Origin of the sequence: Tannerella sp., assembly GCF_030528505.1 — a bacterium.
Classification (GTDB): domain Bacteria; phylum Bacteroidota; class Bacteroidia; order Bacteroidales; family Tannerellaceae; genus Tannerella.
Genome location: NZ_JAUMYS010000090.1, coordinates 8,363 through 10,960 on the forward strand (window position 1 = coordinate 8,363; position 2,598 = coordinate 10,960).

General features: G+C 48.6%; 1 protein-coding gene. It reads left to right on the forward strand.

What is annotated here, in order from left to right; genetic code table 11:
- Window positions 1-186: 186 nt before the first annotated feature.
- Window positions 187-2,565, forward strand: coding sequence for an ABC transporter permease (locus tag Q4A89_RS11100; RefSeq protein WP_303185538.1), 2,379 nt, complete (start codon window positions 187-189; stop codon window positions 2,563-2,565).
- Window positions 2,566-2,598 lie beyond the last annotated feature (33 nt).

Below are 2,598 nucleotides of genomic sequence, written 5' to 3' on the forward strand. Positions count from 1 at the left end.
CGCGAATATATCATTCATTGTGCTGGGTAAAACAACCATAGTACGCTCCGTAGAGACGCAAATCATTGCGTCTCTACACCGTGTACCTGAATAACAATTAAATTAGTGCAACTTGTGGTGTCTGAACGCTGAATGCTGATTATTGAATGCTGAAAATCTGACTGCTAACAAATAAAAGAAACAGAAATGAGAACGATATACAGAAATCTATTGAGTGTGATTCGCCGTTTTAAGATGGCGACGCTGCTAAACGTGGCGGGGTTGTCGGTCGCCTTTGCCGCGTTTATGGTGATTATGATGCAGGTCGATTACGAGCGTAGCTTTGACCGCTGTCATCCGGGAGTTGAGCGTGTGTTTCGTGTCGATTTGTCCGGGCCGGATATGTTTTCGACCATTTTGCCGCGCGGATTTATTGAAGAAGTGCTGAAAGCATCGCCGCATATCGAAGCCGGTACGTTGCTCAATCCGTTTATTGGAGAGGTATATTTCACGGTTACGACGAATGGGGAGAAACATGGCTTTCGTGAAATTGTGCAGACGTGTCACCCGGAAATCGTGCAGACATTCGGTTTTCCGATTATCGAGGGAAGTCCGACGTGTCTGCATCAGCCGGACAAAGTGCTCATCCCCGAAAGCATGGCACGCCGCCTGTTCGGTCACGAGTCGGCTGTCGGTAAGGCTTTGCATGCCGAGGCCGGCATTTGGAGCAAAAGCAGAGAAGGTACGAAGGAGTTGCCTGATTTAACGGTCGGCGCCGTTTACCGCGATTTCCCCGGTAACACTCAGTTACGCAACGCGATTTATACGGCTATCGACAACGACTATATGAAGACGGATTTCGGGGCGCGCAACTTCATCTGTTACCTCCGGCTTGATGATGCGGCTTCGGCCAACGATGTGGCACAGGCATTTAACAGCCATTTCGATTTTGCGAATATCGACCTGCCGAATGAATCGATTAAACTTGTTCCGCTTATGGATGTTTATTATTTGAACGAAGGCGGCGATGGCCGTATCTTCCGTAGCGGCAATGCCGACGTGACGCGCATCCTTTTTGCGATTGCCTTACTCATTTTAATTGTGGCGGCAGTCAATTATACCAACTTCAGTACAGCCATGACACCGATGAGGATGAAAAGCATCAATACACAGAAAGTGCTTGGCAGCTCGACGGCGATGTTGCGCCTGTCGCTTTTGGCAGAGGCAGTCATCATTTGTCTGATTTCGTGGGGTGTCGCGATTCTGATTGTTGCGGGCTTGACCGACAGCATGATGCTTTCATTCGTTGACGCCGATACCGCTCCTTTACATAACCTGACACTCATCGGGCTGACGGGTGCCGTTGCTCTGCTGACGGGGATCGTCGCCGGACTGTATCCGTCGTTTTACATGACCTCTTTTCCGCCGGCCATGGCGCTTAAAGGGAGCTTCGGACTTTCACCCCAAGGCCGCCGGTTACGTACGGTGCTCGTCGGCTTTCAGTTTGTGATCTCGATGGGACTGATTATTGCCGCCGGATTTATTCAGCTTCAAAATCATTTTTTGCGAACGTACTCTACCGGCTTTGACAAAGAACAGATTGCTGTTGTTGAGTTGGGGCAGAGTCTCTCGAAACGTAGCGATGAATATACGAACCGTCTGAAGAGATTTGCAGGTATTGAAGAAGTGGCTTTTTCTTCCGAGAAAATAGGTTCTCAGGACGAATATGCTATGCAGGGAGCTGTATATAAAGGAGAAGAGTTTTCGTATTTTATGATTAGAGTTTCGTGGAATTTCCTGCGTGTCATGGGTATTTCCGTAGAAGAAGGACGTGATTTTTCAGAATCGGACTTGCGAGGCGAACGACCTGTTTTTATCTTTAACGACTATGCCAAACAGCGTTTAAATATGGAATTGGGATTATTTAAGTACTGGAACTGGGCTGATTATATCGGCGAAATTATCGGGTTTGCCGAGAACGTGCAAATCACTTCACTTCGTCACGAGAATCAGATTCTCTGTCTGGCAATGACAGGTAGGCGGCCTTTGCCGGTTTCGTATATCCGCCTGAAAGCGGGTACGGACATCCACGCCGCGGTAGAGCATATTCGCAAGACTATCGCAGACCTCGATCCGTCGTATCCGGTCGATATCGAATTTTACGACTCCATTTTCGACCGTCTTTATCGGAAGGAGACAAGCCTGCGCAGTATGATTACCTTGTTCGGGTTGTTGGCCGTTATTTTATCGCTTGTCGGCGTGTTCGGCTTGGTGGTGTTCGACAGCGAGTATCGGAAGAAAGAAATCGGCATCCGCAAAGTATTCGGTTCGACGACACAGCAGATTCTGGTGATGTTCAATAAGACGTATCTCAAAATCGTAGCCGTTTGTTTCGTCTTTGCCGCTCCTGCGGCGTATTACGCAGTAGTGAAGTGGCTCGAAAACTTTGCTTACAAGACGCCGCTTTACTGGTGGGTGTTCGCGTTGTCGTTCGCGATCGTGGCCTTGGTGACCTTCGCCACGGTGACGTTTCAAAACTGGCGTGCGGCGAATGCCAATCCGGTGAAGAGTTTGAGAAGCGAATAGTTGGAAGTGAAAAGTGAAAAACGAAAAGTGAAA

Bases quoted from the DNA above. Each gene is read 5' to 3' on its own strand.
- Q4A89_RS11100 (WP_303185538.1), top strand. From the start codon at position 187: ATGAGAACGATATACAGAAATCTATTGAGTGTGATTCGCCGTTTTAAG.